Below are 13,293 nucleotides of genomic sequence, written 5' to 3'. Positions count from 1 at the left end.
TCGATGGCATTGAGCTGTCCTCGGCCGAACAGCATCTCCTGAATCAGAACGACCAGATTCGCCAGTGTGATGCTGCCGACGACAGCAACGAAGATCCAGGTGGTGACGCGCTCGATGCGCAACCACCTCGTGCTGCCGGCCGTCAGTCCGACGGCCAGCATCGGGATCAGAACGGTGGCGAAGAGGATGAAGTCGAAGCCGACAGGAAGGAGCCGGAACCGGCTCGGCAGCCCCCTCTCCAGCGCCCAGAGGATGACCACCGCGAGCGCGGCGGACCAGCGCAGTTCGATGCGCAGGGATTTGACCGGCTTGCTCTGGGTCATGCCGACTACTGCCGCGCCAGGATCATCCGCATCTTCTCTTCCTGCGATTCCACCGATGTGCCGGTCACATCCACCAGCGCCCGCTTCACCGTGCCGGCGAAGGCGAAGGGTGGCTTGTAATCGGGCATGGTGGGGGAGCCAGGATCAGCGCCCACCGCAGCCCCCGCTGCCAGGCCCAGGCTCAGGGGAATCGTGACCGGAAGATGGCCCTCACCCACGGCCTGGCCATCCACGAACAGCTTGATCGCCGCCGGGGTGCCCTTGCCGTTGGCGATATCGGCCGGACCCGTGGGGGTGAACTCCACGCTGAAGATGTGATGGCCGCTGGGAATCGACGCCGTGGAGGTGATCCGGAAGTGGCTCTCCGCAACATAGTTGTAGCCGTAGGTGAGGAGTCCGTTCTGCACGTAGAACGCAAAACCACCGTCGTTGCCCCCCATGCTGAACAACACCCCATCGGCTCCGCCTTCGGGCACCAGGGCCTCCACGGAAATCGAGTGGGGCCGGTTCATCACCCTGGGGGCCGCGTTGGTGGGCACCACCTGGGTGCCGGGGTAATAGACGTAACGCTGTCGATCGGCGGCGATCTGAGGGCGCTCGACCCCGAAACGCTGGGTGCCGCGGCTGTCGATCGGCAGCACGTTGTACTTGCCGGCCTCCACGTACCACATGCCGATCATGGCGATCAGCCGGTCGCGCTCCGTGGCGGCCAGGTTGTTGGTTTCGGCGAAATCCTCCTCAAGGTTGTAGAGCTCCCAGCCGTGGGCGTCGAGCTGGATCAGCTGGTCGTAGGAGATCGGATCGCCGAACCGGCGGCCCGATTCGCTGAAGGAGGTACCGGGCCAGGGGCAGACCGCACGCCAGCCCTGGTGATACAGGGAGCGATGGCCGAACATCTCGAAGTACTGGGTGAGATGCAGGCTCGCCGCAGTGGCCTCGTCGAACGAGGAGACCAGGCTGAAGCCCTCGATCGGGCTCTGGGTCACCCCCCGGATGGTGGTGGGCGCCTCGATCCCCAGGGCATCGAGCACGGTGGGCACCATGTCGATCGCATGGGCGTACTGGCTGCGGATCTCCCCCCGGGCGTTGATGCCTTTCGGCCAGCTCACGATGAAGGGATCGCTGGTGCCGCCCCGGTAGGTCTCGCGCTTCCAGCGGCGGAAGGGGGTGTTGCCGGCATGGGTCCAGCCCCAGGGGTAGTGGTTGAAGTACTTCGGTCCGCCGATGTCGTCGATGGCGGCCAGGTTCTGCGCCAGGTTTTCCGGCACGTTGTTGAAGAACTTGCCCTCGTTCACCGATCCGGTGGGCCCGCCCTCGGAGCTGGCGCCGTTGTCGGAAATCACCATGATCAGGGTGTTGTCGTATTCGCCCAGATCCTTGAGGAACGCGATCAACTCGCCGATGTAGTGGTCCGTGTGCTCCAGGAAGCCGGCGAACACCTCCATCATGCGGGCATACAACCGGCGCTCATCGTCCGACAGAGAGGCCCAGTCCTGCACGTCGGGATCGTGGCGGGAGAGCGTGGTGTTCGGGGGAATGATGCCCAGCTCCCTCTGGCGGGCGAACGTCCTCTCGCGGTAGGCATCCCAGCCGTCGTCGAACTGGCCCTTGTATTTGTCGGCCCATTCCTTCGGCACATGGTGGGGCGCATGCATGGCGCCGGTGCAGAAGTACATGAAGAAGGGCTTGTTCGGTGCCACCTGCTTGGCATCGGCGATCATTGCCTTCGCCTTCTCCACCAGATCCGGCGTGAGGTGATAGCCCTGCTCAGGAGTTATCTCTGGTTCCACCTGGGTGTTGTCGCGCACCAGCTCGGGGTAGTACTGGTGCGTGTCGCCGCCGAGGAAGCCGTAGAAGCGCTCAAAACCCCTGCCCAGGGGCCAGCGGTCGTAGGGTCCGGCGGCGGAGGTGGCCTCCGCCGGGGTGAGGTGCCACTTGCCCACGGCGTAGGTGTTGTAGCCCTTCTGCAGCAGGATTTCGGAGAGGAAGCCGTTCTCGAAGGGGATGTAGCCGTTGGAGCCTGGATAGCCCATCGACCCCTCGGTGATGCAGGCCAACCCGTTGGAATGGTGGTTGCGCCCTGTGAGCATGCAGGAGCGCGACGGCGAGCAGAGCGCCGTGGTGTGCATGTTGCTGTAGCGCAGCCCATCGGCCGCCAGGGCATCCAGATGCGGCGTGGCGATCGGACTCCCGTAGCAGCCGAGCTGCCCGAAGCCCGTGTCGTCCAGAACGATGAACAGCACGTTCGGCGCACCCTCCTTCGCCCGGTTGGGCTCGGGCCAGGCCGGGGTCGACACATCGGCGGTGCGGCCGATCACACCGGGGAAGGCGGTGCCGGGCTTGTATTCGTTGAGGGGCATCGGGGACGTCGCAGCGGCTGTGGTCTTGTTGGGAACGCTAATCAGAGCCTCCTGGGCTAGCCCATGGCCCGCGAAACTGTTGCAAACGTCCTCCCGCGCTGCCATCTCAGCCCACCACGTGTCTCGTCACCTTGACGGAAGGGGGGCGTACGGCATGCGAATGGCACAGCAAGAAGCCTTCGGATCGATGTTGTGGTCATCGCCAGGTTGACCCTGGTGTTGGCGATCAGAATGCGGATCCGATGGCGAGCATTTCGTGGCTCGCACATGGATTCGGGCCTGGAATGATCGGAACCTCTTGCTGCGAACTTCACCGCCTCCACATGGTGGTCCTGCCAGTGGAATTCGGGCCAGCCGGGTCATGAATGTGGGCGAGGTTCTCGGCAGGCGCAGGGGGGAGGCGCGGGTCGTGGGCCCGTGGTCGCAAAACGCCACTCCCCGTAGCCTCCAGCCATGGGCGATGGCTGGGAATCACGGCTGGAGCGATGGCGGCAGGCGGGCCTGATCGACCCCGCCGGCGCCGAGGCCATCCGGGCCTGGGAGCGGGCCCAGCCCGGCCGCCGACGGCTGCGGGTGCCGGTGCTGGTGGCGATCGCCCTGGGGGGCGTGCTGGTGGCCGCCGGGCTGCTGCTGTTCGTCTCCACCCACTGGGAGGCCCTTGCGCCGTCGCAGGGTTTCGCGCTGCTTCTGGCCCTGGTGGTGGGACTGCACGGGGGCGCCGCCGCCGTGGAGGAACGCTTCCCGCCCCTGGCGGTGAGCCTGCACGGCGTGGGCACGGTGACCCTGGGGGCAGGCCTGTTCCTGGCCGGCCAGCTGTTCCACCTCAAGGCCCACTGGCCCCTGGGGCTGCTGCTCTGGGCCATCGGCGCGGGCCTGGGCTGGGTCTTGCTGCGCCAGTGGCCCCAGCTGGCGCTGCTGGCCCTGCTGGGGCCGGCCTGGCTGCTCAGTGAATGGCAGCGGGCCGTCGACGCCGCCACCGAGGCACTGCAGCGAGGATCCGGGGATCCGACGGCCGTGCTGGCGCCGGCGGCGGGCCTGGTGCTGCTCAGCCTCTGTTATCTGGCGGCGCCGGCGGGGGCGGGCCCCGCCCCGGCGGCGCGGCGGGTGCTGCTCTGGCTGGGCGGTCTGGGCCTGCTGCCGGCGGGCCTGCTCTGGCAGCTGTTCACCCACTGGGCTCCAGCCACCGCACCCCTGCCGCTGGCGCTGGCGTTCTGCGGCTGGGCCGTGGCCCTGGGGGCCCCCCTGCTGCTGGGCCTGCGCCTGCGGGGCCGGCGCGCCTGGCCCCTGGCGGTGGCGATCGGCTGGCTGCTGCCGGGGGTGGCGCTGGCCTGGAGCACCCAGCAGGACGCCGGCGTGTTCACCCATCTGTGGTGGGCGGTGGGCGGCCTGCTGCTGGTGGCCTGGGGCGTGATGGAGGGCCGCTCCGAGCGGGTCAACCTCGGCGCCGCCCTGATCGCCATCGACGTACTGGCCTTCTACGTGTCCCAGGTGATGGACAGCCTGGGGCGCTCCGCCAGCCTGATCGGCCTGGGGGTGCTGTTCCTCGGCGGCGGCTGGGGCCTGGAGCTGCTGCGGCGGCAGCTCGTGGCCCGGGCCCTCGGCAGGGGGACCCCATGATCCCCGGGCCGGCGCGCGGCCTGCTGCTGGCCCTGCTGCAGGGCGGACTGCTGCTGAGCCTGGGGGGCCAGCTGCTGCTGGATCGGGCCACCCGGCCCCGGGGCTGGATCCTGAGCGAGCCGGTGGATCCGTACCTGCCGATCCGGGGGCGCTACGTGAACCTGGCCCTGCTGGTGCCGGCCCCCGAGGTGCCGGCCGGACAGTCCAGGCCCTGGTCGGGGGAGCGGCTGGTGCTGCGCAGCGAGGCCGCCCGGGTGCGGGCCGAGCTGGCCGGACCCGGCACCCCCCGTTCCCGCAGCCTGCCGGCGACACCGCAGGACAAACACTGGCGCCTGGGGCCATCGGTGGCCTACTTCATCCCGCCCGGGGTGGCGGATCCCTCCCGCCGCCAGGACGGCGAGCAGCTGTGGGTGGAGGTGACCCTGCCGGCACAGGGTCCGCCGCGGCCGATCCGGCTGGGGGTGCAGCGGGGCGACGGGCCGATCAAGCCGCTGGAGCTGCACTGAGGCCCCCGGGGGCTGCGCCGACCCAGGGGGTCTGCCGCTTCAGCGCATCAGGGCCAGTTCGCCGGGGAACGGGGTGTGGCGCAGCAGCTCCTCGAGCCCCAGCCGCTCCCGCCAGGTGGTGATGGGGGTCTCCCAGCCCTCCTCCCAGCGCATCGCCAGCAGGCGGGGACCCAGGCGACGGGCCACGTCCAGGCCGAAGCGGATGCCGTCCCAGATCAGGGCGTCCTCCTCGGGGGCCAGGAAACCGTGGACCATCCAGGCCGCCAGCACAGCGACCGACCCCGCTTGGCGCAGGGCGGAGGCGTAATAGGCCGAACCACTGGCCTCCCCGGCCACATCGGAGGGGATCGCCAGCACCACGTGGTGGAGATCGTGGGTGGCCCGCAGCCTCAGCTGCAGATACCCCCCCGGGCCATCCATGCGGCTGGTGTCCGGTGGCGGGACGGCATGCAGCCCCAGGCGCTCGAAGCGCTCCTGGTGCAACCGGCCGAGGCTGCCGGGCGGCATCCGGCCCAGCTCCTCGGCCGCTGGCCAGGGGCCCCAGTACTGCTCCTCGGCCAGAGCTCGCAGGGCGTCATCCGCCAGCAGTTGCTCCCGGCCCAGCTCGCCGAGGGGCGAGTTGGTCAGCAGATCCAGCATCGGCAGGGCATGGGTCAGGGTGTGCTCGGGATCGCGGGCGGTCTCCAGCACCCCCACGGCCGTGCGCAGCGCCCGGTGACGCAGTGCGGGATCGATCTTCATCGCGCAGTCGGGGCGGCAGCTGGTCGGGTAGCCATTCTCCCCATTTTTGCCCGCCTAACCTCCGGCCATGGCCACCGCCCCGCCCCTGGAGTTCCTGCCCCCCCGGCTCGATGGGCGGGTGCTGGCGGTGGGGCGGCTGGTGCTGCCGCTCTGGCTGCGCTGGCGCAGCCGGATCGACACGGTGGAGGTGGAGGGCATGGCGACGCTGGTGGAGGCGATGCGCGCCTTCCAGGCCGGGGAGAGCCGGCTGCTGCTCGCCTTCCGGCACCCCAGCCTCGACGATCCCCTGAGCATGGCCCAGCTGCTGTGGGTGGAACTGGCCCGGGCCGGACGGCGAAAGGGCCTGCGCTTCGATCCGGCCCCCACCAGCCAGTTCCTGTTCGACCGCGGCATCCCCCTCTGGGCCGGGGCGGGGATGGGCTGGCTGTTCACCCACCTGGGGGGCGGCTCGATCCAGCGCAGCAAGCTCGATCTGCCGGCCCTGCGCACGGCCCGGCGACTGCTGCTGGACGGCCCCCACCCCTTCGCCCTGGCACCGGAAGGGGCCACCAATGGCCACAACGAGTTGCTCAGCCCCCTGGAGCCCGGCACCGCCCAGCTCGCCTTCTGGACAGCCGCCGACCTCGCCGACGCCGGTCGCCGCGAACGCATGGACCTGCTGCCGATCGGCCTGCAGTACAGCTACACCAACCCGATCTGGGGGGCGATCGAGACCCTGCTCTGCCGCCTGGAGGAGGGGGCGGGCCTGGAGCCCGATCCCAGCCACGACCTGGCCGCCGCCCGGCTGCTGGAGCGGCTGGTGCGGCTCGGGGAGCGCATGCTCGAGCAGATGGAGGCCTTCTACCGCGACAAGGTGCACCTGCCCCTGCCGGACGGGGACGTCCCGGCTACGGAGGCCGCCACCACCCCCTTCGGGCCCCGGCTGCAGCGGCTGATGGATCTGGCCCTGCGGCGGGTGGAGCTGTCCTTCGGGCTGCAACCCAGCGGCAGCCTCACCGACCGCTGCCGGCGCCTGGAGCAGGCGGGCTGGGATCGGCTCTATCCCGCCCGGCCCTCCTCGGCCGCTCCCCTGAGTCCCCTGGCCCAGGGACTGGCCGACAGGCTGGCGGCCGAAACCGAGGCCCAGCTCTGGCACATGCGTGTGGTGGAATCCTTCGTCGCCGTGAGTGGCAGCTATGTGCGCGAGCGACCCAGCCAGGAGCGCTTCGCCGACACGCTGCTGCTGCTCTGGGACACCCAGTGCCGGATCCAGGGCCAGACCGCCAACAAGCGCCCGCGACTGGGCCGGCTGCGGGCCCGGATCAGCGTCGATGGGCCGATCGTGGTGAACGAACGGATGGCGGCCTACCGCCGCGATCGGCGCCAGGCGGTGCAGGCGCTCACCGAGGAGCTGGCCCTCCGGCTGCAGCGGCTGATCGTGCCCTCGGCGCTGGGGTGAGGCCTCAGCCGGCGGCGAGACGGGCCACGTAGGCGTCCAGGGTTCCGGCATTGATCCAGCCGGTGGCGATGGTCTTGGTGTGGCTGTGGCTGACGCGGCCCCGGTGCAGGTGGGACAGGCCGGCGGGAAAGATCGCCAGCTTCCCCTTGACCGCCTCGACGTGGTGGTCCTGCCAGTGGAATTCGGTGCCACCGTCCGGCACCGTGTTGAGGTAGAGGATCCAGGCCAGCACCCTGCGGATCGGCTCGGTGGCCTCGTCGCTGGTGTTCCAGTCGCAGTGCCAGCTGAAGAACCCCTCCCCCGGCGCATAGCGCTGCAGGTTGAAGATCGGATTGACGAACAGGGAGCGCTCCGGACAGCAGCTGAGGAACAGGGGGCGCTCGGCCAGGTAGCGCTTCAGGCCCGCGGACACACTCCGCATGATCACGTCCGCCAGCCCCTGGGCCTCGGGGTCGGAGCGATCGAGCCACACCAGGCTGATGTCGGTGGAGATCTTGCCGGGATCGCCCGCGGTGCCGGCCTCGGCACCCGTGCCGGGATCGCCGTCGCTGCCGAAGGAGAAGGCCACGCCGCTGCGCTGCAGGTCGCTGCGACGGTCGAAGAACGCCATCGCCGCATCGGCCAGGGCCACGTAGCCGGGATCCTCGAAGCTGCCGATGAGCCGCATCCGCGCCAGGGATCTCGCTGGCAGCGAACCTAGAACGACTGCCAAGGCACCGCCACCAGCGCCTCCAGCGACTGCCAGCGGCTGCGATCGGGCGTCACCAGGGCGCTGAGGCCAACGGCCTGCAGGGCCACCGCCACCCGCTCCGGATCCAACGACCCCGCTGGTCCCGCATCGGCGTTCTGGCCCGCATCGAGGGCCAGCAGCAGCACCTGTTGCTCGGCCGGATCGGCCATCACGCGCAGGTTCAGGTCAGGGAGCTCCCGCTCGAAGTACAGCCGCCGCATCCGGGCCGTGAGCACCGGACCCAGGGCCGCCGCGAAGGCCTCGAGAGCCCGGGCCTCACCGGAGCAGCCACAGCTGAGGGCCAGCCAGATGAGCAGCTTGGCCCAGCTCTCGGCCGTCCACAGGGGCGGGAAGCTCTCGCGATGGCCGCGCACCAGCTCGGCGATGGCGAAGTCGAACAGGGTGCCCTGCAGGGAGGCCGCCGATGGCAGGGGTTCCTGATCCATCCATCCATCCTGACGGCCAGGCGGCAAACTGCAGGGGCAACGTCCGTCCCTGGAGACGCCCGATGGCCCTCGATCTGAACGATCCTGAGCTCGAGTTCGCCGATCTCGTCACCGCTTACCAGAGCTGGGTGATGGCCGTGATCAACGACGAGAAACTGGGGGGCGAGAAGCTCCTCACCGATGACATCGCCGACGACGCCCTGAACGCGATGCGTTTCCTGCCGGATGTGGTGACCAGCGCCATCGAAACGACCCTGGCGCGGGTCTACGACGTGGACCCCGACGAACTCGCCGAGCTGCTCTACCCCGAGGACTGATCCGCTCTGGAGAGGGCCAGGGGTGCCCGCGGAGACGAGCGCCCCTAACCTCCCGGTGTGATGCTCCTCCGCCAGCGCCCCCCGACCCCGCCTGCCCAGACGCGACCTGCGGCCATCAGGGTGGTTACCGCAGGGCTGGTCCTGCCGCTGCTCGTCTCCCTGGCGGGCTGCAACGGGCAACGGCTGCAGCCAATGCTGCGCCCCCTCGAAGGCACTGTGTACATCGCGGTGGGAGTCAGCGAGGACGCCATCGATGGCGAGCTGCAGAAGGAGATCAGGGCACGCACGGCCATGCTCCAGACAACGTTCCGCACCCTGCAGCCGAAGATACGGCTCCAGGTGGAGGTGTTCCCTGAAGAGAACCTGCCGAACGAACTGCGTCTGCGCAACAGCACCGGCCTGAGCCCGGATCTGCTGCTGGTGAACGAGTCCACCGCCCGGGATCTGGTCCGGGAGCGGCTGATCGACACCGTGTCCTTCCCGGCCGCGCTGCTCGAACAGCTCGATGCGGGCTCCGTGGTGCGGGTACGGCGCACGGACGGGACCCTGACCGGCCTTCCCATGGAGCTCCAGCCCCAGGTGGCCTGCTTCGACCGGCGACGAGTCGACCGCAGCCCCGCCACTCTCAGCGAGCTGCTGGCCCTCAGCGCCAAGGGGATGGAGGTGGGGCTGTCCCTCGATGCCGTCAACCTGGCCTGGACCCTGGGACCCCTGGGAGCGATCGATGCCGTGAGCAGCCTGCTGGCCCGGCAGCCGGTGACGCCGGTGACCCGGCAGGGCCTGGAGAGCTGGCTGAGCTGGCTGCGCCAGGCGGACCAGCAGCAACACGTCACCTTCTACCCCACCGAGCCGGAACTGCTGAAGGGTCTGATCGCGGGGACCCTCGACTGGATTCCCTGCCGCAGCATCAACCTCAGCCGCGTCAAGGCAAGGCTGGGAAAGCATATGGGGGTGGCACCCCTGCCCTCCGGTCCCCACGGGAGCGCCAGCCCGATCACCAGGGAGCGGGTGCTGGCCTTCGGTGTCAATTCGAGTCCGGTCCAGCGCCAGCTGGCCCTGGCACTGGCCCGCTTCGCCATCAGTCCCCTGCACCAGCGGGACATGATCCTGCGCAGCCAGTTCGTGCTGCCCGTGAATCGGGAGGTGGCTCCGCCGGTGCGCAGTTCCTCCGTGGTGGCCGCCATGGTGGTGGGGCGACAGCAGTCGATGCAACGGGCCACGATCCGGCTGGTGGAGGGGAGCAGCAAGGGCCAGAGGGAGGCCTGGCAGGCGCTGCTGACCCGCTTTCTCTTTGATGATCTGAGCCCCCAGGCCACCCTCACAGGTCTGATTGAGCTGCTGAGTGGTGGGAGGTCGCGATGAGCGAACTGCTCATGGAGATCGTCGGCTGGTTCGGCTATCTGCAGCGCTTCGACGTACGCATCCAGGTACTTCTGCTGCTGCTGGTGTTCCTCGGCCAAGGGGTCCTGCGCCGGAGGCTGGCTCCCCGGTTTCCCCCTGCAGGCCATCCCAGGGTGGTGATCCCCAGCCTGCTGGGCCTGCTGGCGCTGGTGCTGGGGCTCGGAGGCCATCCCTACGGTCTGCTGCTGCTGGGGCTGCTGCTGTACCTGGGCTGGCTGGGGCTGGAAGGGGTGCGTGGTCTGCTGGTCCGGTTCATCGAGCCCCAGCAGATACAGCTGCTCGAGACCCGCCTGATTCGGCCCGCCTACCTGCTGATCGCTGCCCTGCTGGTGATCCGGGTGTTCGACAACCCCCAGGATCTGGCCCTCATCCCCATCGGGGAATGGTTCGGATCGGAAGTGACCCTGGGCAGCTTCTTCCTGGCGGTTCTCATCGTCTATGTGCTCGCCATGGGAACGGGACCCCCAGCGCAGGGGATGGCCTGGCTGGTGCAGCGCAGCGTGGGCATCAGCAACGGCAGCCGACGTGCCCTGGCCCTCATGATCCGATATGCGGCGGTGGCCCTGGGGATCGTCTGGGCCCTCGATCACGTGGGATTCAACCGCACCGCGATCCTGGCGGTGGCCGGTGGCCTCTCGGTGGGCCTGGGGTTCGGCATCAAGGAAGTCTTCTCCAATTTCGTCAGTGGGTTGTGGCTGTTGTTCGAGGGATCGGTGCGGCCCGGGGAGGTGCTGTTCATCGATGGTGATCCCTGCGAGGTGCGCAGCCTCGGCCTGCGGGCCGCCGTGCTCTGGCGCGACCGGGATAACGCCGAACTGGTGATCCCGAACCAGACGTTCTTCACCAGCACCACCGTGACCTACACCGGCAGCGATACCCTGCGGCGCAGCCAGGTGCTGGTGAGTGCGGCCTACCACCATGACCCGGAGGAGGTGATCGCCCTGCTGGAGGCAACGGCCCGCAGCCAGAACCGCATTCTTCCCACCCCTCCACCGAAGGGCCTGCTGCTGCGCTACGGCGATTCCTCCATCGACTATGCCCTGCGCTTCTGGATAGCCAACCCGATGGATAACGTGTCCATCTGCAGCGAAGTCCAGGCGGGTATCTGGCGGGCCTTCCGGGACCGGGACATCGAGATCCCCTTTCCCCAGCAGGTGCAGTATCAGGTGGAGGGTCCTCCGAAGAGCTGAAGGGTGCAAGCCAGCCAGGGCAGCCTCATGGTTAGCCTGCGTTGCCGGATTGCGTCCCTCCGGCCATGGTCATCGGTCGGTGCCGGGCGCACAGCCGCTGCTGTGAGAGTGGCCGCGATGAATAGGGACAGAGAGCGGGGAAAGCCGAACCTGGCCCAACTGGCGATCGCAGGCCCGAGTTGTACAATTCCGTCCAATACCCACCGCCATTGCATCATGCTCAAAGGTGCCGATCTGCTCGCCAAGGTGAAAGAGCTGGGAGACGCTTCAAAATCGGATCTGGTCCGTAGCTGCGGCTACGTAAGCACCAAGAAGGACGGTAATGAGCGCCTGAACTTCACAGCCTTCTACGAAGCGCTTCTCGATGCCAAGGGGATCAACCTCGGCGATGGCGTGGGCAAGACAGCCACCAAGGCCGGCCGCAAACTCGGCTATACCGCCAAGGTCCAGTTCAACGGCAACCTGCTGGTGGGCAAGGCCTACACCGCCATGCTGGGCCTCGAGCCGGGCGACGAATTCGAGATCAAGCTGGGTCGCAAGGCGATTCGCCTGGTGCCGGTGGGCGGCTCCGACGACGACGAGTGAGCCGAAGCGCAACGGCGTCTGGCCTGTGACGGAATGTGCAGGCCTGCGCTGTAGCCGTTACTGCCGATCTAGAACGATCTTGCGGGGCAGGGAGATTGATCAACTCCCCACTGCTTTCGCAAAGTAACCCCCTTGGGCCCGCCCCGAGGGGGTTACGCATTTTTGGGCCAGGGACAACCGTCATGTGACTTGGAATGCACACCAAGGTGGTTTTCGTCAATCAATCTGCAACTTTCTGTTACGTTATGGGCTGACGCGTGGTCTGACCCATGCCTTACCCCTCCCCCCATTCCTCCGCAGCTCCCCACCCCGGCGGCTTCGTACAGCTGAGCAGCCGCCAAGGCGGCACCTACCAGGTCATCAGCATCGACGAAGAAACCGACAGCTGCTGGGTGCGGCGCTGGCCCCTGACCCGTCACGGATCCCCCGCCTTTTCGGTGGCCCTCCCGGACCTCCGCCCCCTGCAGACGACGGGCCGCTGAGTCTTTTCCCCCTTGCCCTGAAACGGAGCACCGCCATGATCCCGATGGGTTTCGTCGTCGCCTCACGCCTGTTCTGCCGGGCCGGCCGCCTGGTTCTGCTGGCGGCCTCCCTGGCCCTGGTCTGCGAGGCCATGGCCCACACTCCCTCCTGACGCCAGGGTGGCGCCGGGCAGCCTGGGTAGCCTGGGCCGATGGCCGTGGACATGGCGGAAGGATCGACCCTGGTGGGACTGCTGCAGCTGCCGTTCATGCAGCGGGCCCTGCTGGGAGGGCTGTTGAGCGGCGCCCTCGGCGGGGTGCTGGGAAGTTTTGCGGTGCTGCGCCAGCTCTCCTTCTTCAGTGACGCCCTGGGCCATTCCGCCCTGCTCGGCATCACGCTGGGCATCCTGCTGGGCATCGATCCCACCCTGGTGCTGATCCCCTTTGCGGTGCTCTTCGCCCTGATGACGAACCAGCTGGTGCAACGCAGTCGCCTGCCGGCGGATGCCCTGCTGAACATCGTCTACTCCTCGTCGCTGGCCATGGCCGTGGTGGCCCTGAGCCTGCTGCGGGTCTACAAGGGCGGCATCCAGCAGCTGCTCTTCGGCGACATCCTGGGGGTCACCTGGCTCGACCTCGCCCTGATCGGCGTCCTGCTCGTCATCACCACCGGCTACCTCACCCTCACCCGGCGCGACCAGGTGCTGCTCACCCTCGACGAACCCCTGGCCCGGTCCCGGGGCGTCGCCGTCTCCGTGCACCGGTTGCTGTTTCTGATCCTGTTGGCCGTAGTGGTGGCCATCTCCGTCAAGGCGGTGGGGGTGCTGCTGATCAGTGCCTTCGTGGTCATCCCCGCCTGCGCGTCGCGGCTGGTGAGCCGCCGCTTCGACACCTATGTGGCCCTGGCCGCCGCGCTGGGGGCCGCCTGCGCCGTGCTGGGTCTGCTGCTCTCCGCCGCCTTCGCCCTGCCGTCCGGCCCGAGTGTGGTGATCGCCCAGCTGGTGGGCTTCCTCACCGCCCTGGCGCTGGCCCCATTCCGGGGTGGGGTTGCAACCCCCTAGGCAGGGACCAGCGTGGCCAGGTGGCCGGTCTTGACCCAGATCAGGCAGCCGCTCTGGCTGAAGGGTGCATGGCGGCTGCCGGGCGGGTTGCGCAGCCAGGTGCCGGCGGGATAGGCA

Annotated in this window: 14 protein-coding genes and 1 pseudogene; 9 read left to right on the top strand and 6 right to left on the bottom strand. The window is 68.7% G+C overall.

From position 1 onward, the window contains the following. A pseudogene (locus tag KBZ04_RS07075) lies at window positions 1–323 on the bottom strand (hypothetical protein); the annotation flags it as partial. Between the two features lie 5 nt (window positions 324–328). Next, on the bottom strand, window positions 329–2,683 hold the full coding sequence (locus KBZ04_RS07070) for an arylsulfatase (RefSeq protein ID WP_254991242.1): 2,355 nt from the start codon (window positions 2,681–2,683) through the stop codon (window positions 329–331). 453 nt (window positions 2,684–3,136) lie between these two features. Between KBZ04_RS07070 and KBZ04_RS07065 the strand changes: the two genes are divergently transcribed. Next, the gene (locus KBZ04_RS07065; protein ID WP_254991241.1) at window positions 3,137–4,300 is read left to right on the top strand and encodes a DUF2157 domain-containing protein; all 1,164 of its coding nucleotides are present in this window, start codon (window positions 3,137–3,139) and stop codon (window positions 4,298–4,300) included. Then, the gene (locus KBZ04_RS07060; RefSeq protein WP_254991240.1) at window positions 4,297–4,806 is read left to right on the top strand and encodes a hypothetical protein; all 510 of its coding nucleotides are present in this window, start codon (window positions 4,297–4,299) and stop codon (window positions 4,804–4,806) included. Before KBZ04_RS07065 ends, KBZ04_RS07060 begins: the two co-directional genes overlap by 4 nt. Window positions 4,807–4,845: 39 nt before the next feature. Here the strand turns inward: KBZ04_RS07060 and KBZ04_RS07055 are convergent, their stop codons facing one another. Continuing rightward, the gene (locus tag KBZ04_RS07055; RefSeq protein ID WP_254991239.1) at window positions 4,846–5,547 is read right to left on the bottom strand and encodes a Coq4 family protein; all 702 of its coding nucleotides are present in this window, start codon (window positions 5,545–5,547) and stop codon (window positions 4,846–4,848) included. Window positions 5,548–5,614: 67 nt separating this feature from the next. Here KBZ04_RS07055 and KBZ04_RS07050 point away from each other — a divergent pair, with 67 nt between their 5' ends. Then, the gene (locus KBZ04_RS07050) at window positions 5,615–6,985 is read left to right on the top strand and encodes a 1-acyl-sn-glycerol-3-phosphate acyltransferase (protein WP_254991238.1); all 1,371 of its coding nucleotides are present in this window, start codon (window positions 5,615–5,617) and stop codon (window positions 6,983–6,985) included. A gap of 4 nt (window positions 6,986–6,989) precedes the next feature. Here KBZ04_RS07050 and KBZ04_RS07045 read toward each other — a convergent pair whose 3' ends face one another. After that, entirely contained in the window at window positions 6,990–7,652 is a 663-nt protein-coding gene (locus KBZ04_RS07045) for a 2OG-Fe(II) oxygenase (protein ID WP_254991237.1), read from the bottom strand. Between the two features lie 29 nt (window positions 7,653–7,681). Then, on the bottom strand, window positions 7,682–8,161 hold the full coding sequence (locus KBZ04_RS07040; RefSeq protein WP_254991235.1) for a protein phosphatase: 480 nt from the start codon (window positions 8,159–8,161) through the stop codon (window positions 7,682–7,684). A gap of 62 nt (window positions 8,162–8,223) precedes the next feature. Between KBZ04_RS07040 and KBZ04_RS07035 the strand changes: the two genes are divergently transcribed. The 6 genes from KBZ04_RS07035 (at window position 8,224) to KBZ04_RS07010 (ending at window position 13,176) form a co-directional block, all read left to right on the top strand. Then, on the top strand, window positions 8,224–8,478 hold the full coding sequence (locus KBZ04_RS07035; protein WP_216906524.1) for a hypothetical protein: 255 nt from the start codon (window positions 8,224–8,226) through the stop codon (window positions 8,476–8,478). 120 nt (window positions 8,479–8,598) lie between these two features. Next, entirely contained in the window at window positions 8,599–9,840 is a 1,242-nt protein-coding gene (locus KBZ04_RS07030; RefSeq protein ID WP_254991234.1) for an extracellular solute-binding protein, read from the top strand. Next, window positions 9,837–11,069, top strand: coding sequence for a mechanosensitive ion channel family protein (locus tag KBZ04_RS07025; protein WP_254991233.1), 1,233 nt, complete (start codon window positions 9,837–9,839; stop codon window positions 11,067–11,069). The genes KBZ04_RS07030 and KBZ04_RS07025 overlap by 4 nt, the downstream gene beginning before the upstream one ends. 216 nt (window positions 11,070–11,285) lie before the next feature. Next, window positions 11,286–11,654, top strand: a complete 369-nt coding sequence (locus tag KBZ04_RS07020; protein WP_254991232.1) for an AbrB family transcriptional regulator — start codon at window positions 11,286–11,288, stop codon at window positions 11,652–11,654. A gap of 269 nt (window positions 11,655–11,923) precedes the next feature. Then, the gene (locus tag KBZ04_RS07015) at window positions 11,924–12,136 is read left to right on the top strand and encodes a hypothetical protein (protein ID WP_254991231.1); all 213 of its coding nucleotides are present in this window, start codon (window positions 11,924–11,926) and stop codon (window positions 12,134–12,136) included. 203 nt (window positions 12,137–12,339) lie between these two features. After that, the gene (locus KBZ04_RS07010; protein WP_409995942.1) at window positions 12,340–13,176 is read left to right on the top strand and encodes a metal ABC transporter permease; all 837 of its coding nucleotides are present in this window, start codon (window positions 12,340–12,342) and stop codon (window positions 13,174–13,176) included. Here the strand turns inward: KBZ04_RS07010 and KBZ04_RS07005 are convergent. After that, the coding region (locus KBZ04_RS07005) for a cupin domain-containing protein (RefSeq protein WP_254991243.1) at window positions 13,173–13,293 on the bottom strand (121 nt) is incomplete at its 5' end. The genes KBZ04_RS07010 and KBZ04_RS07005 overlap by 4 nt on opposite strands.

The sequence above is a fragment of the Cyanobium sp. N5-Cardenillas genome, assembly GCF_024345515.1.
Classification (GTDB): domain Bacteria; phylum Cyanobacteriota; class Cyanobacteriia; order PCC-6307; family Cyanobiaceae; genus Cyanobium.
This window is presented reverse-complemented; position numbering and strand designations above follow the sequence as displayed.